This window comes from Planktothrix sp. FACHB-1365, from assembly GCF_014697575.1.
GTDB lineage: Bacteria > Cyanobacteriota > Cyanobacteriia > Cyanobacteriales > Microcoleaceae > Planktothrix.
This window is the reverse complement of sequence record NZ_JACJSC010000003.1, coordinates 60,029-84,978: the sequence shown is the minus strand read 5'-3', so window position 1 is coordinate 84,978 and position 24,950 is coordinate 60,029. Positions and strand designations below refer to the sequence as shown.

General features: G+C 38.7%; 20 protein-coding genes and 1 tRNA gene. 7 read left to right on the top strand and 14 right to left on the bottom strand.

The window, feature by feature from the left end; all coding sequences use genetic code 11:
- Positions 1-95: 95 nt before the first annotated feature.
- On the bottom strand, positions 96-2,135 hold the full coding sequence (locus tag H6G57_RS06255; RefSeq protein WP_190516937.1) for a serine/threonine phosphatase: 2,040 nt from the start codon (positions 2,133-2,135) through the stop codon (positions 96-98).
- 139 nt (positions 2,136-2,274) lie between these two features.
- Here H6G57_RS06255 and H6G57_RS06250 point away from each other — a divergent pair, with 139 nt between their 5' ends.
- The gene (locus tag H6G57_RS06250; RefSeq protein WP_190516935.1) at positions 2,275-3,459 is read left to right on the top strand and encodes an RNA-guided endonuclease TnpB family protein; all 1,185 of its coding nucleotides are present in this window, start codon (positions 2,275-2,277) and stop codon (positions 3,457-3,459) included.
- 158 nt (positions 3,460-3,617) lie between these two features.
- Here H6G57_RS06250 and H6G57_RS06245 read toward each other — a convergent pair whose 3' ends face one another.
- A complete protein-coding gene (locus tag H6G57_RS06245) occupies positions 3,618-4,772 on the bottom strand; it encodes an ABC transporter ATP-binding protein (RefSeq protein WP_190516934.1) in 1,155 nt (384 codons plus the stop codon).
- A 180-nt stretch (positions 4,773-4,952) separates the two neighbouring features.
- On the opposite strand from H6G57_RS06245, the gene H6G57_RS06240 reads away from it, so the two are divergent.
- Together H6G57_RS06240 and mnmE are read left to right on the top strand one after the other, a co-directional pair.
- Complete coding sequence (locus tag H6G57_RS06240; RefSeq protein ID WP_190516932.1) at positions 4,953-5,771, top strand: squalene/phytoene synthase family protein; 819 nt, start codon at positions 4,953-4,955, stop codon at positions 5,769-5,771.
- Between the two features lie 229 nt (positions 5,772-6,000).
- On the top strand, positions 6,001-7,410 hold the full coding sequence (gene mnmE / locus H6G57_RS06235) for a tRNA uridine-5-carboxymethylaminomethyl(34) synthesis GTPase MnmE (protein ID WP_190516930.1): 1,410 nt from the start codon (positions 6,001-6,003) through the stop codon (positions 7,408-7,410).
- A 122-nt stretch (positions 7,411-7,532) separates the two neighbouring features.
- Here the strand turns inward: mnmE and H6G57_RS06230 are convergent, their stop codons facing one another.
- The 4 genes from H6G57_RS06230 to psb35 all read right to left on the bottom strand — a co-directional run bounded on the left by H6G57_RS06230 (position 7,533) and on the right by psb35 (position 9,163).
- On the bottom strand, positions 7,533-7,889 hold the full coding sequence (locus H6G57_RS06230; RefSeq protein ID WP_190516928.1) for a hypothetical protein: 357 nt from the start codon (positions 7,887-7,889) through the stop codon (positions 7,533-7,535).
- A gap of 103 nt (positions 7,890-7,992) precedes the next feature.
- Entirely contained in the window at positions 7,993-8,202 is a 210-nt protein-coding gene (locus H6G57_RS06225; protein ID WP_190516926.1) for a hypothetical protein, read from the bottom strand.
- A gap of 305 nt (positions 8,203-8,507) precedes the next feature.
- Positions 8,508-8,858, bottom strand: coding sequence for a hypothetical protein (locus H6G57_RS06220; protein ID WP_242048883.1), 351 nt, complete (start codon positions 8,856-8,858; stop codon positions 8,508-8,510).
- Positions 8,859-8,971: 113 nt separating this feature from the next.
- Positions 8,972-9,163, bottom strand: a complete 192-nt coding sequence (psb35, locus tag H6G57_RS06215; RefSeq protein WP_072720209.1) for a photosystem II assembly protein Psb35 — start codon at positions 9,161-9,163, stop codon at positions 8,972-8,974.
- A gap of 536 nt (positions 9,164-9,699) precedes the next feature.
- Between psb35 and H6G57_RS06210 the strand changes: the two genes are divergently transcribed.
- Complete coding sequence (locus H6G57_RS06210; protein WP_190516925.1) at positions 9,700-10,452, top strand: histidine kinase; 753 nt, start codon at positions 9,700-9,702, stop codon at positions 10,450-10,452.
- A gap of 77 nt (positions 10,453-10,529) precedes the next feature.
- Here H6G57_RS06210 and accC read toward each other — a convergent pair whose 3' ends face one another.
- Complete coding sequence (gene accC, locus H6G57_RS06205) at positions 10,530-11,882, bottom strand: acetyl-CoA carboxylase biotin carboxylase subunit (protein WP_190516923.1); 1,353 nt, start codon at positions 11,880-11,882, stop codon at positions 10,530-10,532.
- A gap of 169 nt (positions 11,883-12,051) precedes the next feature.
- Here accC and H6G57_RS06200 point away from each other — a divergent pair.
- A tRNA-Leu gene (locus H6G57_RS06200) sits at positions 12,052-12,132 on the top strand.
- A gap of 76 nt (positions 12,133-12,208) precedes the next feature.
- Here H6G57_RS06200 and H6G57_RS06195 read toward each other — a convergent pair.
- From H6G57_RS06195 to H6G57_RS06175, 5 genes are all read right to left on the bottom strand, one after another.
- Positions 12,209-13,291, bottom strand: a complete 1,083-nt coding sequence (locus H6G57_RS06195; protein WP_190516921.1) for an ATP-dependent 6-phosphofructokinase — start codon at positions 13,289-13,291, stop codon at positions 12,209-12,211.
- A gap of 119 nt (positions 13,292-13,410) precedes the next feature.
- Positions 13,411-13,965, bottom strand: coding sequence for a Uma2 family endonuclease (locus tag H6G57_RS06190; protein WP_190516920.1), 555 nt, complete (start codon positions 13,963-13,965; stop codon positions 13,411-13,413).
- Positions 13,966-14,012: 47 nt separating this feature from the next.
- Positions 14,013-15,299: a BstXI family restriction endonuclease gene (locus H6G57_RS06185; protein ID WP_242048882.1), complete on the bottom strand. Its 1,287-nt coding sequence runs from the start codon at positions 15,297-15,299 to the stop codon at positions 14,013-14,015.
- Positions 15,296-16,012 carry a restriction endonuclease subunit S gene (locus H6G57_RS06180; RefSeq protein ID WP_190516918.1) on the bottom strand — a complete coding sequence of 239 codons (717 nt, stop codon included), beginning with the start codon at positions 16,010-16,012 and terminating at the stop codon, positions 15,296-15,298. Before H6G57_RS06180 ends, H6G57_RS06185 begins: the two co-directional genes overlap by 4 nt.
- A complete protein-coding gene (locus H6G57_RS06175; protein WP_309235731.1) occupies positions 16,005-17,600 on the bottom strand; it encodes a class I SAM-dependent DNA methyltransferase in 1,596 nt (531 codons plus the stop codon). Before H6G57_RS06175 ends, H6G57_RS06180 begins: the two co-directional genes overlap by 8 nt.
- Positions 17,601-18,036: 436 nt before the next feature.
- On the opposite strand from H6G57_RS06175, the gene H6G57_RS06170 reads away from it, so the two are divergent.
- Positions 18,037-19,512, top strand: coding sequence for an alpha-amylase (locus H6G57_RS06170; RefSeq protein WP_190516917.1), 1,476 nt, complete (start codon positions 18,037-18,039; stop codon positions 19,510-19,512).
- A 10-nt stretch (positions 19,513-19,522) separates the two neighbouring features.
- On the opposite strand, the gene H6G57_RS06165 is transcribed toward H6G57_RS06170, so the two are convergent.
- Positions 19,523-20,860 carry a hypothetical protein gene (locus H6G57_RS06165; RefSeq protein ID WP_190516915.1) on the bottom strand — a complete coding sequence of 446 codons (1,338 nt, stop codon included), beginning with the start codon at positions 20,858-20,860 and terminating at the stop codon, positions 19,523-19,525.
- A 6-nt stretch (positions 20,861-20,866) separates the two neighbouring features.
- Complete coding sequence (locus tag H6G57_RS06160; RefSeq protein ID WP_190516913.1) at positions 20,867-24,427, bottom strand: protein kinase; 3,561 nt, start codon at positions 24,425-24,427, stop codon at positions 20,867-20,869.
- Between the two features lie 142 nt (positions 24,428-24,569).
- On the opposite strand from H6G57_RS06160, the gene H6G57_RS06155 reads away from it, so the two are divergent.
- Positions 24,570-24,941: a cupin gene (locus H6G57_RS06155; RefSeq protein WP_190516912.1), complete on the top strand. Its 372-nt coding sequence runs from the start codon at positions 24,570-24,572 to the stop codon at positions 24,939-24,941.
- Positions 24,942-24,950: the final 9 nt, after the last annotated feature.

Genomic DNA, 24,950 nt, shown 5'->3' with positions numbered 1-24,950 from the left:
ATCAGTTATCAGTTATCAGTTATCAGTTATCAGTTATTAGTGATCAGTTATTAGTTATTAAAAGCTCGATAATAGTTGGTAAAACACCTTTACGGTTAAGGGTTGGATACCCAAGCTCGAACGACAATGGCGGTAATATTATCGTGACCATTATATTGATTTGCTAGAGTGATTAAACCATCTACTGCGGGGGCTAAATCTGTTTGAGGGTTGAGTAAGGGATCAAGTTGAGTTTCGCAGAAGGTTTCTAACAAATTATGATCGGTTAAGCCATCGGATGCGAGAATAAAAACCGTATCTTCCTCAATCTCTAAAAATTGAATATCTGGGTGAACAAACTGTTCTTCTCTAGGGCCTAAAGCTTGAGTTAATTGATAAGCATCGGGGCGAGAATAGGCAATATCCGGGTCAATTCCCCGTTGAATTTCTCGTTGTCCCACTTCATGATCTACGGTTATTTGTTGTAACCCTTGTTGACGAGTTAAACGATATAATCGACTATCTCCCACATGAGCCACGACGACTTGATGATTCACCACAATTGCCATCACTAAGGTAGTTCCCATGCGACCACTACCGGAACGCACCTCTTGTTGATTTTCATTATAAATTGCTTCATTTGCTTTGAAAATGGCATCTTGTAAGATTTCTTCCGTTGGGAATTCCTCTGAATATTGATCTTGGAAATAGTGTTGTAAAGTATCAACAGCGATTTGACTCGCCACTTCTCCTCCGGCGTGACCTCCCATCCCATCACACAGAATATATAAACCCCTCACGGAGCGAATTTGTCCTTGGGGTGTTTCTTGAATCTTGATGTGGGTTTGCAAACCAAAACAGTCTTCATTATGATCCCGTTGACGACCGACATCCGTGCGTCCTACGGCTTCTAAATGGATAAATTTTTCACCCAGAATTAAGGTAGGAGATTGATTTAAAGTCGAGGGTAATAGTTCATTCTGGCTGGTTTGTTGTTGGGGTAAGTTAGAGGGAAAATTAATTTCATCCAAAACCACCATTAAAGCCGTTCGTAATTGTTCAACGGTTTGAATTTTGGCCTCCATTACATCCCGCAATACTTCCGTTAAGGAACCCACTAACGTCCGTTGGGATTGTTGAAATAAATCCTGCCATAATTGTCCTAAATTTGATAAACTTAAGACAGAATCAGGTTGATCAAAATACAATTGTTGTAAACATAACTGTTGAGAATTTTGAGAAAATACTCGTAAATTTTGGAGATCTAATAAACTTTGGCGACATCCCCAAGTTTCTAACAGTACCCACAGTTCTACTAAATCTCCCAACCAATAAACAATTTGTTGAGGTGTGGTTTTTCGGTTACTCCACAGTTCTGATAACCGGGGAAAATCCGCAAAATTTTCTAATAGAATAACCTGATAGGAATCCGATTCCCAAGCATCTTGTAAGCGAGGAAAATAGTTAGGCGTTTGGGACGCTAAGGAAAAATAGGGTTGAGCCGCCGGAATAATAAATGTTTCTACGTCTGGATGAGATGGGGCGGTACTTTGGTCTTGTAGTGCTTTTAACGGGGAAACCTGCAAGGGTTGAGTATCTAAAACCTTGACGGTGACGGTTTCACCAGCTTTTAGGGCAGGTAAGGGGTCTAGGAGTTGATAACGGTCTTGGGGGTCTAAATAAGCTCCAATGGGTCGCTCCAAGGATGGTGGCGGTTCCTGGGGAGGACACAAAGCATCTTCAGCCGGAATGGTAATGGCTTCCAGGTCAGTTTGGGAAAAAATGTCTTCTAGGGGTTGGGCTTGAGACTCCGTTAGCTCTGGGGTCTGAAGCTCTTCCGGGGTGGGGGGTTCGGTATCAATTCGGTCTAAACTTGATTCGGAGGGACTCTCCGAGGATGTGTTAGCTCCCTGCAAATGGTCATTATTTAAGGATTCTGGGGAGTTTTCAGCCGGAGCAATGGCTGAGGACGAAGGGATAACTACAGCCAGATAAACGGTTCCAGTCACTGTCCCGCAATTGTGACATTGCAGCGTATTCAGGGGAACGGTTGTTCCACATTCAGGACAATGTTTCTGGGTCAGAGAAGTACCACAGCGTTGACAAAACTTGTTGAGATTGGGGTTTTCAAATTGACACTGGGGACAAACAACCATAGTTATAAAAGTAGGATGGGAGGAGTGAAAACTCAGCGTCTTCAGACCTGAGATGAAAAACGACTCAGGGGTTTTAACCAAGCCTGAATATTATAGTAATCTATGTTAGTATAAGGTAGGTCGAAAGCCAGAGATTTCTATGATAGTTTTAGAATACAAAGTCAAAGGCAAACTTGAGCAATACAAAGCGATTGATCAAGCCATTCGTACAACTCAGTTTGTCCGTAATAAAGCGATTAGATACTGGATGGATAATTCCAGAGAGTTGAAAATCGACAAGTTTGCCTTAAACAAGTATTCAACGGCTCTCAGGAAAGAATTCTCCTTTGTTAATGATCTAAATTCAATGGCAGTCCAATCCGCAGCCGAGCGGGGATGGATTGCCATTAGTCGTTTTTACGACAATTGCCAGAAAAAGGTTTCGGGTAAAAAAGGATATCCCAAATTTCAAAAAGACTGTCGTTCTGTTGAATATAAAACAACAGGATGGAAGTTACACCCAACCAAAAGGCAAGTTACCTTTACCGATAAAAACGGGATTGGCAATCTTAAATTACTGGGGAAATGGGATGTCCATACCTACAATTTTAAAGACATAAAACGGGTGCGATTGATTCGTCGTGCTGACGGTTATTACTGCCAGTTTTGTCTGGGTATTACCGTTACCGATGTTCAACCGAAAACGGGAAATGAAATTGGACTTGATGTCGGCATTGAGTCATTTTACACAGACTCTAACGGACATCAAGAACCGAATCCCAAGTTTTTGAGAAAGGCGGAAACGTCTATTAAAAAATCTCAGAGACAAATCTATAAAAAGGTTAAGGGTTCATCAGGTAGACGGAAAGCTAGAAAAATTTACGCTAAAAAACACTTAAAAGTAAGCAGGCAACGGAATGAACACGCCAAGATAACGGCGCGTAACGTATGCAAGTCTAACGACTTAGTAGTCTACGAAGATTTAAGTGTTAGAAATTTGGTTAAAAACCACTGTTTAGCTAAATCAATTAGCGATGCTAGTTGGTATTTGTTCCGGCAATGGATAGAATATTTTGCGGCTAAATTTGATAAATTAGCAATTCCGGTTCCACCTCATTACACTTCGCAAAAATGCTCTAATTGTGGGGTAATCGTTAAAAAATCTCTATCAACCCGCACCCATATTTGTAATTGTGGATGTGAGTTGCATAGAGACACAAATGCTGCAAAAAACATTCTCAATCTGACAAAACAAACTAGGGATGGGCAATCCCGAAGTAACGCTACAGGAGTTGGAGTCTCTACTCTGGTTGGCTTCGCCGTGAGCGACTCAGCCGAACGGTGAAAGCCTGCTAGAGCAAATTCTGACGTAGAATGTAGAATCCCCGTCTCTTCAGAGCGGGGAGTGTCAATTTACAGCAGAGAAGAAGGAATATTGAATATTCGCCCGTTAGATATTTTTTAAGGGTAATGCTAAGTGCATAGGTCAGATTGACTACCGTTTTATTTTTGTTCGGGTAAAGCTAAACAATCTGTTGTTCCCCAACACACATAAACGGGAGTATTACTATCGGGTAAACTATCCCCTGTTTTGGGTTGACGAACCATAACATTTTCCCCCGATAGTAATTTCACCACATATTGAATATGGGTTCCCAAATACATTGCATTTAGTAAACGACCTTCAAAACAATTTACAGCACCGCTAACGGGATAAAAACTTAATGTAACTTTCTCAGGACGCACACTCACAACCGCCGATGCACCTGTTCTTAAATCCTGTTGTGGATGTTGAATACCCGAAATCTCAATCTGTTGAATTTCAATACTTAATCCGGTTTCTGTGACAATATATAAACGGGAAACATCAGCACTTTCAACCGTTCCTCGAAATAGATTTGTATCGCCAATAAAATCAGCCACAAATGGCGTTTGAGGATATTCATAAATCTCGTTCGGACTGCCAATTTGTTCAATTCGGCCATCGTGCATGACAGCAATGCGGTCAGACAAACTCATGGCTTCTTCTTGGTCGTGAGTCACCATGATAAAGGTTAGCCCCAAATTGCGATGGAGGTTGGTAAGTTCCATCTGCATTTGTTTGCGGAGTTTTAAATCCAAAGCCCCTAACGGTTCATCTAACAATAACACCGCCGGACGATTGACTAACGCCCTGGCTAAAGCCACCCGTTGTTGTTGACCCCCAGACATTTGAGAGGGGTAACGATTGGCAAAGGATTCCATTTTAACTAAACTTAAGGCTTCCCGCACTTTCTCTTCAATTTCCGACTTACTTTTGCGTTTGAGTCGGAGTCCAAAAGCAATATTTTCCCAGACTGTCAAATGGTTAAACAAAGCATAACTTTGAAAAACGGTATTCACTGGACGCAGATAGGGGGGAGTTTGGGTCACAGACTGACCCCGAATCAAGACTTCTCCAGCAGAGGGCATTTCAAACCCGGCAATGAGTCGCAGCGTTGTAGTTTTGCCACAACCCGATGGCCCTAAAATACTAAAAAATTCTCCTCGATGAATATCGAGATCTACGCCACGAACAGCCGTTTCTCCATTAAAGACCTTGAAGACTTTCCGAAGTTCAACATCGAGCTTGGTTTCAGCCCCAATAGCACCTTGATTCTGCGTAGCCGCTTGCAGCATAGTGTCACGTTATGGCGGAGATTTACCCTCCCTACAGCTTATCTGATGAAAACTGGACTGGCAAGATGATGATCCAGAGAATTGCAGATTCAAGCGTGGAGTGTTACTGGAATCCAGTGTACAATATCGAGCGCGAAAGTACAGCGATTAAATCGCTTCTTGGTGTGAGGAGTAAAAGGAATGAATTGGCAAAAAGATCCCTTGTCCGTTTTACAAGATACAAGTCGAACATTTTATATCCCCATTAGTCGTTTACCTCCCTTACTCCAAGAAGCGGTCGCTTCTGCCTATTTGTGTATGCGGGCGATTGATGAAGTTGAAGATCACCCTGATTTAGATAATGCAACAAAAGCCCGATTGCTGCATAGAATGAGCCAAAATTTTCAAGCGGCGGTCTGTCGAGAAACAATTCCTGATAATTGGTTTGCGGAATTTTCCCACACAGGAACCTTAGAAGAAGTGACCCTCCGGGTGGGAGAATGGGCTAAGTTTGCCCCAGAACGAATTGCCCCTCGGATTTGGGATGCAACGGCGGCGATGGCTGACCGTATGGCGTTTTGGGCTGAACGTAATTGGCGGATTGAAACCGAAGCGGAGTTAGATCAATATACCTTTAGTGTGGCGGGTTCTGTGGGGCTGTTGTTGTCGGATTTATGGGCTTGGTACGATGGCACACAAACCAACCGGGTTCACGCCATTGGCTTTGGTCGAGGGTTACAGGCGGTGAATATTCTCCGCAATTACAAGGATGATGGCAGTCGAGGGGTAGATTTCTTCCCTGATGGTTGGACATTGGAACAAATGCAGAACTACGCTAAACGGAATTTAGCCTTAGGGGATGCCTACACCGAAGCTTTACCCTCTGGCCCTGCGTTGGATTTTTGTCGCATTCCTTTAGCCTTAGCCCATGCGACGTTAAATGTCTTAGCCGATGGTCAAGACAAACTGACTCGCAGCGCTGTTGTGCAGTTAATTGAACAGGTTTGTGGTGGGAAGTAGGAGATAGGGGGACGGGGGGACGGGGAGACGGAGGGACGGGGAGACAGGGGGACAAGGGGACAAGGGGACGGGGGGACAAGGGGACAAGGGGACGGGGGGACAAGGGGACAAGGGGACAAGGGGACAAGGGGAGCAGGGGAGTGTCAAATTATCTATTGCCTATTGCCTATTGCCCAATATCTTTTACGTTAAAATCTAAAGATCTATAGGATTTTATTAATGGCAAAAAATGGCTGAATTTTTGGCAACTGGGGGAACAATTGTAGCGATCGCCACGGCTATTGTACCGCAACAGGGAAGCGTGGGAATTGTGCGGATGTCGGGAACAGACTCTCAATCTATTGCTAAACAGTTATTTTATTCCCCAGGACGACAAATTTGGGAAAGTCACCGGATTTTATATGGGTATATTCGCCATCCAAAAACCCTAAAAATTATTGATGAAGTTTTATTATTATTAATGTTATCTCCCCGTTCTTATACTCGTGAGGATGTGGTTGAATTTCACTGTCATGGGGGGATTATTGCGGTTCAACAAGTGCTGCAATTGTGTATAGAATTAGGAGCTAGGTTAGCCCAACCGGGGGAATTTACCCTGCGGGCATTTTTAAATGGACGGTTAGATTTAACTCAAGCAGAAAGTGTGGCGGAATTAGTCGGATCTCAATCGATTGCAGCCGCACAAATGGCTTTAGCCGGATTACAAGGAAAATTAGCAAATCCTATTCGAGAATTACGAGGAACTTGTTTAGATATTTTAGCAGAAATTGAAGCCAGGGTGGATTTTGAAGAAGATTTACCGCCCTTAAATGAATCGGAAATTATCGCCCAAATTCATCACGTTTTAGAAGAATTATCGCAATTTTTAGCGACGGCTGACACAGGAGAATTATTAAGAACAGGGTTAAAAGTTGCGATTGTTGGTCGTCCGAATGTGGGAAAATCGAGTTTATTAAATGCTTGGAGTCGAAGCGATCGCGCCATTGTTACGGATTTACCCGGAACAACTCGTGATGTGGTAGAATCGCAATTGGTTGTGGGAGGAATCCCGATTCAAGTGTTAGATACGGCTGGAATTCGCCACTCCGAAGATCAAGTGGAAAAAATTGGCATAGAGCGATCGCGACAAACTGCACAATCAGCCGATTTAGTATTATTAACATTGGATGCTGCAATCGGTTTAACTGAAGCAGATTTAGACATTTATCAACAAGTTAAAAAAGCAGGTTTAATTGTTATTTTTAATAAAATTGATCAAGTTAACCCCCAAGAATTAGAGGAATTAAAAGCAAAAGCTATTCAATATTTTAATTTAGAAAATCGAGAAATTGTTCCTATGTCTGCTGCTTTAAATCAAGGAATTCCAGAGTTAGAAACAGCGATATTAAATTTAGTTCAGGGTGGAAATATTCACGCCGCCAATTTAGAGTTTGCCATTAATCAACGTCAAGCCACTGCGTTAACCCGTGCAAAAGTATGTTTAGAACAAGTCGAAACAACGATTAAGCAACAACTTCCCTTTGATTTTTGGACAATTGATCTGCGAGGTGCCATTCATGCGTTAGGGGAAGTCACCGGAGAAGAAGTAACAGAATCCGTTTTAGATCGAATTTTCAGCAGATTTTGTATTGGAAAATAATCTAAAGCCTTGATAGGATAATAAAAAAGTGCTGTTAGACCCAACAACACTTTTATAACTATAGCAATCGAACTTAACAAAATCCCGAAGATAGTAATACCGTCGTGAGTAATTAAAGAAAATTAGGGGTTAAAAATATCGCGGATATTATCCATACCTTCTTTAATTTTCTCTTCTACAGAAGTAGAACCTTGGCTATTAGCAGGATTTTTCATTTTTTCTTTATCCGCACCCCCTTGAACTTCATTAATCCCTTCTTGAGCTTTAGCTTGTACATCTTCTAAGGAAGGTGGGCCCCCTCTGAGCACTTGTTCAGAATCTTTTTGAATTTGCTTAAGAGCATCTTCCCCTTGAGAAGGACTACTCACCCCAGCCCAACTGGGAACAGCAGATCCAATCCATAGAAAAGCCAACAATAAAGCTGCCATTAAAAAGCGTAAAGGACGTAAATTAGAAAAATTTATTGAGGGAAATTTCATTGAAATTCTCCTTATATGTATTACTAATCCTATTATTCTAGGAGTAAGAGAATTTTAGCTCTATCCTAGGGAATAAATTTGAGTAAATCTTAAGAAATAGATTTTAAAAGGTGAAATGCTCATCTCCATTCTGAACTTCATTTAATCCTAGATTAAACCCAAATTCTGCTATAACAACTCTGGGTTTATAAACTGTCTTTTCAAATAAAAATTCGCTATAATCTGCCAAATCATCAAGTCCTAAAAAATTTAATAGAATTTCTGCAAAAATCCACACGATTAACTTCAAAAATCTATTATTTTCGAGTTTCATCAGTCGCCTCCTTTCCTTTTTTGGGGTTTCAGACTAATGACTAAACCCGGTTTTACTCTTCTAATATATTCGGCTCTATTCGCTAAGTCATCAATCCTTTTATAGAATAAATATTCTTTTAAATTATTCCATATAACTCTAAATCAATATTTCTATAACGCTATTTTAAGTATCAATATATAGATAAATTATAAAACTCAAAAATAAACAATCATACTCTATTTATATAATAAATAAAAAAACCTAGCTCAAAAGCTAGGCTTTGTTTGTAGTGTTAGCATTCAAGTCAGATTAATCCAGTTTTTCTAAATAATACCCTGACCTTTTCCAACGCCCCCTTCCACTTCTTTCACTTCATGTAAGGTTTGAACCCGACGAGCTTTATCGGCTTCTTCTTCTTCTTTCAAATCTCCGGGAACATTGACATACATTTCAGGTTCAATGGCGTAGTTATTTAATAACCCTTCTCGATCCATTGTATAACCAGCAGTTGTGTCTAAAGTGCCTTCTTCATGTTCAGGAGTTTTTTTAAAATTTTCCTTTTCTCGGTCAATTCGAGCACCGACTTCTGCGGGCATAATTCCCCGATCATAAGTAGGATTAGGTTCTGCTTCTTCATGGAGAATATGAGGAGTTTTCTTTTCTTCTTTAGACATAATTATTGACCTCAAAAGTTTTATTGAACTGATTTAAAAAACAACTCAGGATTTAGAATGGGTTTAAAATTAACAATCAAATGAATTTTCAAACCCCCCAGAAACTCTATTTTTTATTGGTCGGTATCGACTTCAGGAACAAAGTCAGGACGTTCTTTATCCTTCCAACCAACAGGACGTTTAGAGTTGTACCAAGCGACAGAACCAATGGTTGTGGCTGCTAAAAACCCCAGAATTAAAACTAAGGTTGCAGACATCGGGAAATGAGGGGTATTTGTTCCCATTTCCAAGATGAATAGATCCATTTGAACCTCCTTGATTTAGAATGTAATGAACTTAGTATCTGTTTTTCTGAGGTTAAACACATCTCCCTTTATATTGATTTTAATTAAAGCCATGTATTACCGTAGATAGAGAAAAATAAACAGAATTTGAGGGAATATTATCTGAAAAACAGGAATGGTCATTTATTCATTTTAAATCAAGATCATTGTTAGGGGATTTACAACTGTAGCGTTAATCAGTTAATATGATTTTTTATTAAAATAAAATTCAAAAAACATCTATCTTAAGAGATATTTATAGCAATCCGCACCTTCGAGACGGAGATTGTAATCATTTACAACTGATATGAAACAGCCAGAAGTATTATCCCTGTTCCCTGTTCCCTTATAGAAATTGATTAATACAGCCTCAAAAATACGGCTATTGCGATATGGAGAGTGTAGAGAACTTTACTCCCAGAACCTCCAGCATTTCTTTATGATAGGAAATAAGAGCAGTGATAGACAAGCTGATAAAAAGCTGTTGAAGCAATTTAATGATTATTGAGGATATTCCTATGTCAGATTCTATTCAAGATAAATTATCATCGGATTTAAAAAAAGCACAATCTGAGAACAAATTACGGGCTGAACGAATTCGAGAAATTGTCAAGTCTGCAATTTCAGAAATGGGTTCAGAATTTAAAGGGGGTTCTCAAGAGATTCGAGGTTTAGTGAAAGAGGTAGTCGGAACAGTTTTAGAAACTGTCAAAGGAAAAGGTGAGGAAATTCAAGAAAATGTTACAGCTTCTATTGAAGGAGTAATTGATGGAATCAGCAGCAAAAAACGCCAGTCCATCAATAAAACAAAAGCGGAAGTGAAAAAACTCGAAATCCAACTTGATCAAGAGGAACAAGAGTTACAAAATAGTATTGATTTAGCCTTGAATGATATTCAAGAAGTGGGAACCGATAAGTCTGAGCAAATTAAATCAGCCATTGAGTCCGCCGTTCACAATATTAAAGATAGTGAAGAAGTGGCATTAATGCAAAAACGTTATGCCCAACTTAAAGCTCAATTAGCCATTATTAATGCTAACTTAGTCGGACGCTATGGACAGCGTTATGAGGATATCAAGCATTATTTGGATGAAGCAAAAGTTTGGTATGAAAAAGCCAAGGATGAACCCGAAACCTATAGTGGAAAACTCGACGAAAAACGCAAAGCTTTTGAAGTAAAATTAGGAGAAGCGGGAACGGCGATCGCTCAAAAAGAAAAACAAATTAAACAACGTTTACGGGATCTGTGGAAATCCTTTTCAGAAACCTAATGCTTAAAGTATAGACCTTTATAGCAACCAATATTCAATTCAATGGGTGCGTGAGCCAAGCTCATACACCCTACTTTTTATTGTCCTTGTTTCATCATTTGTTCAACAAAATTGGTATAAATTTCTCCCCGTAAAAATTCAGGAGTTTCCAAAATTCTTTGATGAAATCCTATGGTTGTTGGAACACCAGTAATGGCAAATTCTCGTAAAGCCCGTTTCATTCTCAAGATTGCCGTCGGACGGTCGGGGCCCCAAACAATTAATTTCCCAATTAAAGAGTCATAATAAGGCGGAATTTCATAGTCTGTATAGACATGGGAATCAATTCTCACCCCATTTCCTCCGGGGGGTAAATAGCCACTAATACGACCGGGGTGGGGACGGAAATTATGGTCGGGATCTTCTGCATTAATCCGACATTCAATGGAATGACCCCGCAGTTGAACTTTATCTTGAGTTAAGGATAATTTTTCTCCTTGGGCGATGCGAATTTGTTCAGCAATTAAATCTAATCCGGTAATCATTTCCGTAACCGGATGTTCCACTTGAATGCGAGTATTCATTTCCATAAAATAGAAATTACCCGATTGATCAACCAGAAATTCTACCGTTCCCGCTCCGGTATAATTAATCGATTTTGCTGCTTTTATCGCCGCCATTCCCATTTTGTGTCGCAGTTTTGGAGTCATCACGGGACTGGGTGCTTCTTCTAATAGTTTTTGGTGACGGCGTTGAATCGAACAATCCCGCTCTCCCAAATAAATTACATTGCCATAATTATCAGCCAAAATCTGAATTTCAATATGGCGAGGACGTTCAATAAATTTCTCTAAATAAACCCCCGGATTTCCAAAGGCGGCTTCTGCTTCCCCTTGGGCGGCTGCAAACAGTTTGGGGAGATCCTCTTCCTGCTTGACTAATCGCATTCCGCGACCGCCACCCCCTGCTGTGGCTTTAATAATGACCGGGAAACCGATTTTTTGGGCTAGTACCAGGGCTTCTTTTTCGTCGGTCAGGAGTCCGTCACTACCGGGGACGGTGGGAACCCCGACACGCTGCATCGTTTCCTTGGCGGTTGATTTGTCCCCCATAGACCGAATTGCGTTCGGAGTAGGGCCAATAAAAGCAATTTCGTGATCGGCGCAAATTTCAGCAAACCGGGCGTTTTCGGCTAAAAACCCATAGCCGGGATGAAGGGCGGTGGCGTTGCGAGTCAGAGCCGCCGCGATAATATTAGGAATATTCAAATAACTTTTGCTGCTGCTGGGTTCCCCAATACAAACGGCTTCATCCGCAAGTTGGACATGAAGGGCAGTGCGATCTACCGTTGAATGAACAGCAACCGTCGCAATACCCATCTCCTCGCAGGTGCGAAGAATCCGTAAGGCTATTTCCCCTCGATTGGCAATTAAGATTTTTGAGAATCGCATCTTTTGTTGCTCTTGCTGTTGCTGTTCACCATTCAGTTAGGATAGAGGATTTTGGTCATCACGGGAAGAGGGGAGCCGGGAAAAAAGTTGGAAAAAAGGGTGACACTTTTAGGAGGCTGTGCTATATTAGTAAATTAGCTGCTAAATTAATTTAAGGCAGTGTTCATAAGCGGATGTGGCGGAATTGGTATACGCGCACGTTTGAGGGGCGTGTGGGCTTCCCTTGCGAGTTCGAGTCTCGCCATCCGCATTAATGATCAGCATCCCTCTCCCCGATTAGGGAAAGGGAGTTAAGTTATTAATTGATCGGGGAGAATTAAACAGAATTAATCCCCTAAACAAATTCCCATACTTCGAGCCGTTTCGACTAAGATATCATTAGCATTAACAACCCGATATTGAGCGATCGCATCCAAAATTGGAATACTCGACACTTTACGATCTCGCCAAACCACAACCTGATCATATTTGTCTTCCGCAATTAAATCCACGGCGGCGACGCCAAAAGCAGAAGCAATAATGCGATCCATCGGCGAAGGAGTTCCCCCTCGTTGAATATGACCGAGCACTGTAACGCGGGTTTCTGCGCCACTGCGATCGCAAATGACATCCGCTAAATATTGCCCAATACCGCCTAAACGAGCTTGTCCCATGCGATTAATATTAGTCACAGGTTCTCCTGTTTCCGTTTTAACCGCTTCTGCAACCACCACTAAACAATAGTTTTTCCCTTGTTTTTGTCGTTCGGCAATTTGGTGACAAATTCGATCTAAACTGTAAGGAATTTCAGGAATTAAAATAATATCTGCACCTCCGGCAATTCCTGCATGAAGGGCAATATGTCCTGCATCTCGCCCCATAACTTCTAAAATCATCACGCGACTGTGACTGGCGGCGGTAAAATGCAGACGATCTAAAGCTTCCGTCGCAATATCAACGGCCGTACTAAATCCAATCGATAAATCCGTGCTTCCCACATCATTATCAATCGTTTTAGGAATACCAATTAAATTAAGATTTCCTTGTTGGGCAATGCGTCGCAAAATTGCTAAACTGCCATCTCCCCCAATGCCAATTAAGGCATTTAATCCTAAGAGATGATATCCTTCAATAATCTCCTCAGAGCGATCTAGCAAACTTCCATCCGGCATCGGAAAGGCAAAGGGATCACCTTTATTGGTAGTCCCCAAAATCGTCCCCCCGGCGGTGAGAATATTATCAATTTTATCAATTGTCAGAGGAACGCTGTTCACGGGACGAGTCATTAACCCTTGGGTGGCTTCTCGAATACCGAAAACCTCCCATCCAAAGGTTCCAGATGCCCGATACACCACAGCCCGAATTGCTGCATTTAAACCTGCACAGTCTCCCCCACTGGTTAAAATACCAATGCGTTTTTGTTCTCCCATATTTTGGTGAATTGTGGATTACAGATGCAAATTTTTAGATTACATCCGATTTGGAAATGATCGATAAATCTTTGGTCATCTTTAAGATTTGGGTTAAAAATCCCAGGTATAAAAACTTATCAATCTGCTGAAATCAGGGCTTCAACGGGAATTTCAATTTCTGCAAAGGCTAGGGGTGTGACTTCACCTTCCGTTAAAGTCATTTTAGAGCCATATTCACCATCACGGGGATCACGATAAATAATCAGTTCCCGACGCGCTAGGTTAACCAACCAATATTCGGCAATTCCCGCTTCAGCATAAAGGCGATATTTTACCGTTGAATCTTTTTCTAAGCTGGACTGGGAATATTCGATCACCCAAAAAATATTTTCAGGATAGGGATGATGGCTGAGATATTCTCGCCCCAAACGTTGAACAATAGCAATATCGGGTTCGGGTTCGGAGTCGTTAGGGAGGGTGATGGGTTTAGCTTGACTGACTAAAGCGCGATCACCGAGTATCCGCATGAGGTACTCGCCAGCAGTTCGACTATAGTAGGCGTGGGGTTCTCCTTCTGGGGACATTTGAACAATTTCTCCATACAGCAGTTCAACGGGGCGTTCATCGAGTAAACCCATTTCAACGATGCGGTGATAGTCGTCTAGTTTCCATTTTGCGATTGATAGTGTCATTTTGATCAACCCTGTTTAAGTGGGTATTTTTAGTTTACAAATTTAGTTTACAAATCCCCGTCGTCTTCGTTTTCTAACTCTTCATCTTCCAACTCAGGTATTAAAGTTAGCATTTCCCCCGTACCAGTTACAGGATCAACTGCGACAGGAGGATTATCAACTAGCAAATCTCCTTGCTGAGGAGGAGCATCTTCCGCATTATTATCACTAATTCGTATCCAAACTGATCCCAAAGGAGAGCGAATCATTTCATAATCTTCACTCATCCAGCCAAAAGTTTCAATACCTTCAGGTCTGATGATACCAACTTTTAAATCTAATTCAATGAGTTCAGCAAGTGAGCGACATCGCCTCTGTCCTAAACGAGTATTACAAGAATGGTGTCCCCAAGCAACGTTAGACGGAATATGTGTGATCTGATCGTATACAAGCGGTTCAATATGAAATAGATTTACAATTGTTGAGCGAATAGATCCTTCAACCTGTCCGGCAGCATTTCCAAAACTCAGATCATCCTCGTATGTTGCTGAGGCATGAAGTTCTTGATATCGTATGAAGCGAAGACATAAGGGGCAACTCGATAGACCATGCCTGATTACGCCTTTGTACTCATAATTGGACACATCTAATAAGCCTTCTTGATCTAAGATGGCTTGTAGATGTTTTGCTTGAGTCATCACATAAGGACTGCCTATAGTTTGAGTAATTAACCAAGCCAATACACACTTACATAGATAGTTGGTTTCCTGATCAGCATATTCTGGAGCAAATATTCCTTGTACGGCTCCTTCTTTGCGCTTATCCTTACCATCCGAAGTTGGGATTTGTAAAACATAATGACCAACATCTCGAACATCTCTACCTCGTTTTGTTGAAGGCTCACCATTTTTTTCAAGATGGCAAACGCTCCAAGTTGTTAAAGGAGGAAAACTTTCTAATCCTCGATGTGTTCTATATAAAACAAAAGCATTCTGTCCAACAACAATCCAAGATTCTTTCCCTATTATAAAGCTTGGTTTTGGAACACCAGCAGATTCAAAATATTGTTCTGGATAGAGGCGAATTACATATCCGTCTTTATATTCCTGAAAAGGAACAATTGACAATCGTTCATAGGGTATTATCACTCGATTACTACGAACAACGTGATTTTGATATGCTCCTTTAGCTCCACCGCGAGGAGTCGCAAACCCAGCTTTAGCTAATTTATTTTGATCCTTCTCCTCCATAAAACTCCAAGCTGAGGTAGGATAAGGATTGTGTTTTCCTGAATGTCCTGAAAGTAAACGACAACCATCAGTACCACAAAGTTTTGGCAGACTCGATAAAATCATATTAAAACCTCTGTAAATCTGGCATAAATCTTTGAAACATCTAACTCACCCGATAGAAGTTTTGGCAAGATAGCATCTCGAATAATACGCAATCTACGGTTTTGTTCCTGCATCTTGATCATTTGTTCAGGCGTAGTCATAGACTGCTCCAGGGGAAGCCCAAGCAGTGAAACATATTGTATGGCACTAATAACACTAAGAATAGCATCTTGCTCTTCTAAAGAGGGAACTGCAAGATGTAACTCAAACAAATCAGATTTATATAATTCTGGGTAAGTTGAGCCATTAGCAATCATATTCAAGTAAACTTTATTAGCTTTAAACCAATAAGCCAAATAAAGAGCTCGAAGTTTAGAACCACACTGAAAATTTAGAAAGCCTTGATTTGTTGCCATTGGAACTGCGTTGATGGCAACAGCACCAACCGGAGCGCGTTTTGTTAACATTACCGTCCCGGTTGGTAATAGTTTTGCTGCACTATTTTTTAGTCCTTTGTCTGTAATTTTTCTTTCGGTGTCAGAAACGTAGATTGTATCTGTAAAATTGGTTATTTCTTTTGGAGTTAACCAGGGAATTTCACCATCCCAATTCTCTTCATTCTTAGTGCTAGGAGTACCTCCGCTATCAACATAGGTGATTAATTCACTTTTTGGGTTCGGTTCCAAAGTCGTATGTACCCAATTACTAGGGCATTTTAGAAGTGGTTCAGCCATGCAACAATTCCTTAAGAACTTTAACAGCAGAATTAGACGCTTTTGTGATTTCGTTAAGACGAGCTTCAACATCAGCAAGCTCTGTTTGAAGGCGCTGAATATCCCAATGTTTCGTTAATTCCTCGTCAAAGCCAACATATCTTCCTGGGACTAAGGACATTTTATGTGAACGAATCTCTTCTAAGGTCGCAGATTTACAAAAACCTGGGATGTCCCTATAATCAAGAAAATTTTCTTGACTACGCCAATCTTGATATGTTCTTGCAATTCTTGATATTTCAGCATCTGTAAGGATTCGGTGGGTTCTATCAACCATTTCACCAAAAGAATGGGCATATATAAAAAGCGTTTTACCTCTACGATCACGGTATTTAGCATTTTGTTTATTACGAGCAATGATCCATAAACAGGCAGCAATTTGTGTTGTATAAAAAAGTTGAACGGGTAAAGCAACAATACAATCAATCAAATCAGCTTCAATTAAAGCCTCTCGAATCACACCGTCTCCTTGACTGTGATTCAAAGCTCCATTAGACAATACAAAACCTGCTACTCCATCTGATGCCAGATGAGAAACGATGTGTTCTACCCATGCAAAGTTAGCATTATTAATAGGAGGAGTACCATATTGCCAACGCCGATCTTGTCTGAGATGTTCACCTCCCCAATCACTCATGTTAAATGGTGGATTTGCCAGAATGTAGTCTGCTTTAAGATTTGGATGTAAATCGTTATGAAATGTATCTGCGTGATGAAAACCTATATTTCCTTCAATTTTTCTCAAGGCTAAATTCATCTTGCACAAACGCCATGTTGTAGGATTGGATTCTTGACCATATATTAACAGATCCTCCGATTTACCTCCATGAGCTTCTACAAATTTTTCTGACTGGACAAACATTCCGCCTGAACCGCAGCAGGGATCATAAACAGACCCTTTATAAGGCTGAATCATTTCAACCAAAAGGTTGACTACTGATTGGGGTGTATAGAATTCACCCCCCTTAGCTTCTAAGCCAGCAAATCGCCCTAAAAAATATTCATAAACTCTTCCCAAAATATCTCTTGCTCGGCTTTCTGTATCCCCTAGACCAATGGTTCCAATCAATTCAACCAACTCACCTAATCGTCGTTGATCAAGCGAAGAACGGGAAAAATTTTTAGGTAGAATGCTTTTTAAGGATGGATTTTCCTGTTCAATTAAGTGCATTGCTGAGTCAATAATTTTACCAATGTCAGAACTTCTAGAATTAACTTTTATATATGACCAGCGAGCTTTTTGGGGAACCAAAAATAAATGTTTAGCTGAATTCTGCTGTTGATCTTCGAGAACTTGATGATATCCTCTTTCTTGTCCAACATAATAGTTGTTAGATGATGTCTCTGTCCATAACTCTAGCTGGTGATAATGTTCTTCACAGCTATCTGAAATATACTTTAAAAATATTAGTCCTAATACAATATGCTTATACTCAGCAGCATCCATCTGACCCCGCAATTTGTCAGCCACCTTCCATAGCTTTTCCTCAAATCCTAAATTTGCACTATTACTATCTTGTTGATTAATCTTGTTTCTGATACGAACCACTGAAACCACCTTTTTTTCACTATAAACCTTTCTTTATAAAGTTATAGCAGGTATCTGCTATGTCTTACTGATTAATGGGCAATCACTAATATTCTACGTTAACTTCCATGACAATAGCCTAGTTAGGCTGTATATCTATTCTGGCTAAATTTCCATATTAACTACTTTTCCTAAACAATTAATTTCACTTTTTGCGTTTTGAAGTAACTCCTCTTGTTTTTATTGCTTAATAGAGTTTAAATAGGAAATAGCGGATCTAGTTTTAAACCAATAACCTTTGATAAAAAAATTTACAAAAAACGGCTTCTAGGGTGATGACTCTCAGTATAATATTCCCAGGGAAGGAGAAAGGCGATTGTTTTAATCTAAATCAAAGGATTTAAGAGACTTAACCCCAAACCCAATCATACTTACTATTTTATATCAATGAGGGAACATGGCAAAACTTAATGGTGTGATGATGCAATATTTCCATTGGTATCTCCCCGCCGATGGAACCTTGTGGGATAAAACAAAAATTAACGCCCAAGAGTTAGCGGATGCAGGAATTACGGCTTTATGGCTACCACCGGCTTACAAAGGCGCAAATGGTGGAATGGATGTTGGATATGCCGTGTATGATTTGTATGATTTAGGAGAATTTGATCAAAAAGGGTCAATTAGAACGAAATATGGCACTCGTCAAGAATATTTAGATGCCATTAATAGCTTGCATCAAGCAGGAATTCAAGTTTATGCAGATATCGTATTAAATCACAGAATCGGGGCAGATGGAGCCGAAATTGCCAAAGCCATTCCTTTCCCTTATAATAATCGAAAAACACCAAAAGGAGATTTAAGAGATATTCAAGGTTACACCCTGTTTAACTTTCCGGGTCGTCAGGGAAAATACTCTCAATTTGAGTGGCATTGGTGGCATTTTGATGCCGTTGATTATGATGAATATAGCAAAGAATCGGGAACAGTTTATTTATTTGAGGGGAAAACCTTTGATGATTATGTGGCGTTAGAATTTGGAAATTTTGCTTATTTAATGGGGGCAGATTTAGACTTTCAACATGAGGAAGTCAGACAGGAAATGATCAACTGGGGAAAATGGTATCTGGATACAACGGGTGTGGATGGATTTCGCTTAGATGCCATTAAACATATTTCCAGTTGGTTTTTCCCAGAATGGTTAGATACTATGGAAAAATATGTCGGTCGAGAATTGTTTATTGTTGGGGAATATTGGGCGCCTGATACTGGCATCTTGAATTGGTATTTAGACTCTGTAGGTCAACGAATGTCGGTGTTTGATGTTGCCCTACATTATAATTTTCACTACGCCAGTAAAGCTGGGGGATATTATGATATGCGAACCATTCTGGATGGAAGTTTAATTAAAGGACGGGCAATGAATGCCGTTACTTTTGTTGAAAACCATGATTCTCAACCGTTACAAGCCTTAGAATCTGTCGTTGAACCTTGGTTTAAACCCTTAGCTTATGCTATAATATTGTTACGTCAAGAGGGTTATCCTTGTATTTTTCACGCCGATTATTACGGTGCAGAATATGAAGATAGAGGACGGGATGGGAATACTTATAAAATCGTTTTACCCTCCCATAAAGCGTTTATTGATCAGTGTCTTTATGCCCGTCAAAATTACGGCTACGGTCCTCAATATGACTATTTTGATCACCCCGATATTATTGGTTGGACTCGCTTAGGAGATGAACAACATCCGAAAGCAATGGCGGTGATTTTAAGTGATGGCCCAGAAGGAATTAAACCGATGGAAGTCGGGAAACCCAATACTAAATTTTATGACCTTACGGGGAATATTCAAGAACCCATTGAAACGAATGATTCCGGTTGGGGTGAATTTTCTTGTAAGGGGGGTTCAGTTTCTATTTGGGTTCAGGAATAGCCATTAAATATTAAGATTTTGACTTAGGTTTTAGTCGAGGAATCTGTTGGCTACTATAAGTTAAAGGGTAGTCAACTTTTCCTATTTTGGGCTTTTGCCACCAAGAAGGCGGTTTACTATAAGAAATTGACATGGTTTTACCATCAGGAGAAACCTTATAAATCCATTGACGATCTTCACAAATTGAGGTTTCTAGTCCAGGAACTTTCTCTGGCCATTTGCCTTGTTTTGCAGCAATTTCCTTGACTTGTATAATCTTGAGTGTTAGTTCCCAATTAATTAATTGTCGGAATAATATCGGCCATCGATTTGTTAATAATGATTCCTCACCTTTCATCAAATTCCATGATTCTAGAGGTTGTTCATATTGTTTTTTAAATTTCTCAGGATCAAAATCACAAAAATTTTTATTAGGGATAGATTGAAAAAATAAATGTCTTTTTCTAAAAAGATCAATCGCTGAAAACGTTCCGTAAGGTTTATGGAATAAATAAATAAATTGAGCAAAAATATTTTGGGATTGGTTATCATCGTTATCATCGTTATCATCATTATTGACAATTTTAAGGTAAATTGACAAATTAGAAAAGTAAATTGACAAATTAGATAAACTATTATATGCAGCCCATATTTCCATCTCATTACTGATCAAAAAAGAGTTATAGTAATCCTGATTCAATAACTGATTAATGCGACCTTGCCATTCAGGAGGTACATAATCAAGCTTACGAAATAAACCAATCAAATAAGAATCTATAATTAGAGAAACAAGTTGAGCAATTAATGTGGGTTGTTTTCTGATAGATTCTCGGATTCTCCAACTGAGTTCTAAATTATCTAAAACTTCTTGAATTTGACCTGAACGGATTTTATCTAAACTATCTAAAGCTAAAAATTGTTGTAAATTAGCAAAGGACAAAAAGCCAGGTAAAACAGTTGCCCAAGTCTGATTCAAATAGATTTCAGTATCCCACTGAGGAGGATCACTCGTTAAAATTTGATGGCGAATAGCCGTTAATTGAGGATCAAAATCAGTTAAAATATGATGTTGGGGGGCAATATCAATAGTTTGTAACGGATTTTCTAGTTGATTTTCTAAATATAACTTGATTGCTTCCCTATTATTTAACTTGTTAAAAGAATTAACAATATTTTTTAATTTTTCGAGTTTTAAAGCTGATTGATTGGTTTTTACTATTCCGATTTTTTTTTCAAAAAAATTATCCCAATATTGATCGATAGGTTGCTTTTGCAGTTGAGCATAGATATTTCCCCCAATGACCCAAAGTAAGGCAATCGAGATTAAGGTTATATTTAAAACAATTAATAATCGGGTTGTGTTTTTCATGTTAAATTAACGATTTAATTGAGCAAAATGTTCTAAGAGTAAGCGATGAATAAAGATATAGCTTCCTCCAATTTTTTGTAAAAATATCCAGCCAACAGCGACATCTAAAAATTTAGCATAATTCCAAGGAATAGATCGATTTAAACAGAGAATACACCGCAGAATAAAATGTTTAATAGCTGCGCTACCTCCTCCTATTAATCCGACTAAGATTCCTAATGTAATTCCGTTTGAAATGGGCAAGTAAAAACCTAAAATTTTAGAAAAAATTTCTAAAAATATTATAGAAACAACGCTTAAAATAACTGCATTTTTAAGCGATTGAAAAATTCCTTGATTCGGGATAGTTCTGTTTTCAATGGTTGTCCCCGTTAATCCCCCTAAAATTCCTCCGATGATTCCTCCAATGATTTCAAAAATTAAGCTGAAAACCATAATATTAATTAACATAAAAACAAAAAGAACAATAGGCTGTTCTGCCAGTTTAAAAGAAAAAGTTGGTATTGATTCATCAATACTATTATAGGTCATTGTAAAAGCAAAATTTAAAAGCGTAATAAAGGTATAAGTTATGCCAATGAAAGCTCCAATCCCTAATCCCCAAAACAAACTTCTGGTTAAACTTTTTTTAGCCTGATTCCATGACCATTTCAAGGTCTCTGTAGGAACAATTTTATCATTGATTAACTGTAAATTAATTAGTGCAATTAATCCGCCAGACAAACCGCCAATCAGTCCAAAATCCATAGAATTTTGCGAAATGATCATCCACAATATAAATTGAGTGAATCCATTAATTAAGATTAATAAAATAGCTCCGATTGGATTTGATAACTTTTTTCTCAGCAAAATAAAAATTGTTCCCAATATATAACCATTCAACAATCCCAAAAATAAACCATCAAAAATAATAATCATAGAATCATTTGAAATCTGAATCGTGTCTCGAAATAAAGTTACAACACTAGATAGAATAACTTGAAATAAAACACATAAAATTAGATTAAATATTAAATACACTAAGCTAGTATAGATATCTTTTTGCCAACTTTTATCTAACCAAGTTAACTGTAAAGATTCGATTGAAAAGACGGTTTGGGAGTGTTTTACCATATTTTTAGCCAAGCAACTTAAGTAATGAATAACTTTTTCCTGAGAATAGCCTTTGTTTACACGGCGACGTAAGAACATCCGTTTAATATAAGTATCAAATAAATGGCTTCTTCTGCCTTCAATGGTACTAAATTCTAAGAAATCTGAAGGTAAAATTCCTGAATAAGCTAGGGTGATAATACTCAACATTAAGGGAGATTTTGTTAATTCTTGTAAAATAAAATCGGTTTTTAATGCCTCTTTTACTGTGGTAAGTTCTGAACCTGCACGATTAAAATAGTCTTGAATTTGATCAACAGTTAAGGGTTGTAAACAAATGGCAGTTTGTAATTTTAGGCGAGTTTTGAGTGCTTGATAATCACTGATGCGACTACAAATAACAATTTCATGATCCCCATTTGTTTGCAAAAATTGGTTTAATGCGATCGCACAGTTTTCTCTATTTTCTAAACTGACTTCATCTAATCCATCTAATAATAACAATAATTGATTTGACTCAACCAACCGTTTTGCTAAGGCTTTAGAGACTTGATATTGAGTATTCAATTCAGAAATTAACCAATCATTTATCCCTTGTTTACCACCTTTCCAAGAAGATAAATTAAACACCACAGGAATTAACTGATTAATATCTTGTTCAGCGTGTTCAATTAAATCTTTCGCCAATTCTAATAAAGTTGTGGTTTTTCCTGATCCGGGTTCTCCTAAAATTAAAAGTGATCGTCCTTCTCCCAATTCTAAAAACTTTTGGCTCACTTTTATTCCTTGCGATAAACGGTCTTGATGATCATCAGGAGTTCCCCATAAAATATCCCAAGGTCTTTCAACCAAATCTAAACGAAATTCTAACCCTAATTCTATCATTGCTCGACCATATAAGGATGTTTCTAAAACGCCTTTCACCCAAAAATTTTTAACTTTATTGAGTAAAATATGTCGATCTCTATCATTTTGAGATGTCGATTTAAGAGAAGATTGATTTACAGGCTTAACTGGGGTTTTTACCAAGGTTTGAATTGACGATGAAGCAGGTAATATTAAATAAGTTGGCAGGGCTTCGGGAATATTTTTTAAGTCTAATTCACCTAAATAACTAACAGGAACTTTCAAAGAATTTTTGACTACATCATAAACGATTTTAGAAATACAAATTCCCCCGGGTTGAGCTTTTCCTTCTAAACGTGCAGCAATATTAACTCCATTTCCCATGACATCTTGATCTTGAATAAAAATATCACCTAAATGAATATCAATTCGATGTAATAAAATTTCATTTTCTGGTAAATTTTGTGCTATTTTTGCTAAATCTTCTTGAATTTTAATTGCACAGTTAACTGCTTGAATTGCACTAGAAAAGTACATTAATAATCCATCCCCTGTAGATTTAATTACAAATCCATTAAACTCCTGACATAATGTTCTCATTCGGTGCAAATCACGACGAATTAAATTTAGAGTTACCACTTCATCTTTAGACATTCTGGCACTAAATCCAACGGCATCTGTAAAAACAATAGTTGCTAGAGTTTGACGATTATTTAACTCAGAGGGTAAATCTTCTAATTCTTCTCTGATTTTGTTGGGTAGAAACGAAGATTTAACCGCAGGAGTGGGATCAATTAATCCAGATAAGTCTTGTAAAACTTCTGTTACCGTTTGATAGCGATCGCGAAAATCATAACGTACCATTTTATCTAAAATATCATATAAAAGCGGAAGTTGAGTTTGAGTATTATTTTTTAATAGCAGAGATCTCCACTGAATTTCATGAGTTTTGGGATTTTCAGGAAGTTGATGGGGTAATACTCCTGTTAAGGCTTGAATTCCTAACATTCCTACCGCGTAAATATCACTACAGAATCGAGGTTTACCTTGGGTTTGTTCTGGTGGCATATAACCCGAAGTTCCAATAGCAATACTAGAGGTAATTACTGCTTCAGAATTAGCCGTTTCAATCATAATTTTTTTAACCGCACCAAAATCAATTAAAACTAGCTTTTGATCTGGATTGCGACGCATTAAATTAGAGGGTTTAATATCTCGGTGAATTACGTTATGATTATGAACAAATTCGAGAATTTTTAACAGTTCTTGGAGGAGATTAATCACTTTTATTTCATCCCCATAGGATTCAGAGATCAATTCCTGACGTAAATCCCAACCCTCAATAAATTCTTGCACTAAATAAAACTCATTATTTTCTTCAAAGTGGGCTAATAAACGAGGAATTTGAGGATGTTCTCCTAACTGATAAAGGGTTTGAGCTTCTGTTTCAAATAAACGACGAGCAGTATTTAAAATAGCAGGTTGGGAAGACTGAGGTTTGAGTTGCTTAACAACACATTGGGGATGTCCTGGTAAATCTAAATCTTTCGCTAGGTAGGTTTCGCCAAATCCCCCACTTGCAATGGAACAGATGATTTTATAACGGTTGCGAAGAATCGTATTCAGCATACAAACCCTGTCAAAACTTAAGAACTGGTTTTTCTAGTCTTGATTGTGGCAAATTTTTATTAATCCGTCACCTAAAATTATGATATAATAGGTTAAAATTTGTATAAATTATGAAACCTTAAACTTTCGTTATACAATTACCATGCCTGATTTTATTGAACAACCGAGTCGGATTACATCTGCGGGTAATAAACCCAAATTAATTGATGAATACATCGGACGAGTTAACAGTCAAACCGATACCGTTAGTATAGCTTATATGAACTCTCCGGAGGGATGGATTGAACCGGGACAGCGACCCGAATTTGATGAATTTACAGTGGTTTTAAAGGGAGTATTACGGGTAGAATATGAAGGCGGTCAAAGGGATATTTTAGCAGGACAAGCGGTAATTACGCATAAAGGAGAATGGGTACGTTATAGTACCCCAACGCAAGACGGTGCAGAATATGTGGCGGTTTGTCTTCCAGCTTTTTCTCCTGATATTGTTCATCGAGATCAAGACATTAATTAACTTTATTTT

What these genes read in the sequence shown, in the direction of transcription:
- H6G57_RS06240 (WP_190516932.1), top strand. Translation starts at nt 4,953, where the DNA reads ATGAATTGGCAAAAAGATCCCTTGTCCGTTTTACAAGATACAAGTCGA.
- H6G57_RS06160 (WP_190516913.1), bottom strand. Translation starts at nt 24,427, where the DNA reads ATGCTGAATACGATTCTTCGCAACCGTTATAAAATCATCTGTTCCATT.
- H6G57_RS06245 (WP_190516934.1), bottom strand. Translation starts at nt 4,772, where the DNA reads ATGCTGCAAGCGGCTACGCAGAATCAAGGTGCTATTGGGGCTGAAACC.
- H6G57_RS06225 (WP_190516926.1), bottom strand. Translation starts at nt 8,202, where the DNA reads ATGAAACTCGAAAATAATAGATTTTTGAAGTTAATCGTGTGGATTTTT.
- H6G57_RS06155 (WP_190516912.1), top strand. Translation starts at nt 24,570, where the DNA reads ATGCCTGATTTTATTGAACAACCGAGTCGGATTACATCTGCGGGTAAT.
- H6G57_RS06180 (WP_190516918.1), bottom strand. Translation starts at nt 16,012, where the DNA reads ATGGCTGAACCACTTCTAAAATGCCCTAGTAATTGGGTACATACGACT.
- H6G57_RS06250 (WP_190516935.1), top strand. Translation starts at nt 2,275, where the DNA reads ATGATAGTTTTAGAATACAAAGTCAAAGGCAAACTTGAGCAATACAAA.
- mnmE (WP_190516930.1), top strand. Translation starts at nt 6,001, where the DNA reads ATGGCTGAATTTTTGGCAACTGGGGGAACAATTGTAGCGATCGCCACG.
- psb35 (WP_072720209.1), bottom strand. Translation starts at nt 9,163, where the DNA reads ATGGATCTATTCATCTTGGAAATGGGAACAAATACCCCTCATTTCCCG.
- accC (WP_190516923.1), bottom strand. Translation starts at nt 11,882, where the DNA reads ATGCGATTCTCAAAAATCTTAATTGCCAATCGAGGGGAAATAGCCTTA.
- H6G57_RS06170 (WP_190516917.1), top strand. Translation starts at nt 18,037, where the DNA reads ATGGCAAAACTTAATGGTGTGATGATGCAATATTTCCATTGGTATCTC.
- H6G57_RS06230 (WP_190516928.1), bottom strand. Translation starts at nt 7,889, where the DNA reads ATGAAATTTCCCTCAATAAATTTTTCTAATTTACGTCCTTTACGCTTT.
- H6G57_RS06255 (WP_190516937.1), bottom strand. Translation starts at nt 2,135, where the DNA reads ATGGTTGTTTGTCCCCAGTGTCAATTTGAAAACCCCAATCTCAACAAG.
- H6G57_RS06220 (WP_242048883.1), bottom strand. Translation starts at nt 8,858, where the DNA reads ATGTCTAAAGAAGAAAAGAAAACTCCTCATATTCTCCATGAAGAAGCA.
- H6G57_RS06190 (WP_190516920.1), bottom strand. Translation starts at nt 13,965, where the DNA reads ATGACACTATCAATCGCAAAATGGAAACTAGACGACTATCACCGCATC.
- H6G57_RS06195 (WP_190516921.1), bottom strand. Translation starts at nt 13,291, where the DNA reads ATGGGAGAACAAAAACGCATTGGTATTTTAACCAGTGGGGGAGACTGT.
- H6G57_RS06210 (WP_190516925.1), top strand. Translation starts at nt 9,700, where the DNA reads ATGTCAGATTCTATTCAAGATAAATTATCATCGGATTTAAAAAAAGCA.
- H6G57_RS06165 (WP_190516915.1), bottom strand. Translation starts at nt 20,860, where the DNA reads ATGAAAAACACAACCCGATTATTAATTGTTTTAAATATAACCTTAATC.
- H6G57_RS06185 (WP_242048882.1), bottom strand. Translation starts at nt 15,299, where the DNA reads ATGATTTTATCGAGTCTGCCAAAACTTTGTGGTACTGATGGTTGTCGT.